Source organism: Serratia sp. ASV30 (assembly GCF_016428815.1).
Taxonomy (GTDB): domain Bacteria; phylum Pseudomonadota; class Gammaproteobacteria; order Enterobacterales; family Enterobacteriaceae; genus Chania; species Chania fonticola_C.
This window is the reverse complement of sequence record NZ_JAELTL010000286.1, coordinates 1-258: the sequence shown is the minus strand read 5'-3', so window position 1 is coordinate 258 and position 258 is coordinate 1. Positions and strand designations below refer to the sequence as shown.

Here is a 258-nt window from a genome sequence, read left to right as displayed (position 1 = left end):
CGCAGGGTAGCCAGATCATCCAGGCACCGTCGATCGCCCGGCCTGAGGAACAGCGGCTGTCGTTTGCCCAGGAGCGCCTGTGGTTTATCGACCGTTATGAAGAAGGCAGCAACGCCTACAACGTCCCACTTACGCTCAAGCTGCAGGCCGGTACCGATCCGCAGAAAGTGGCACAGGCCCTGATGAAGGTGGTTGACCGGCACGAAGTGCTGCGCACCCTGATCCTGTGTGACGACGACGGGCAGGGGTATCAACATA

The 258-nt window shown here is 60.5% G+C and carries 1 protein-coding gene; it reads left to right on the top strand.

Translation table 11 applies throughout. The features are described from left to right. A partial coding sequence (locus JHD74_RS26480) for a condensation domain-containing protein (protein WP_199063965.1) occupies positions 1–258 on the top strand: 258 nt, incomplete at both ends.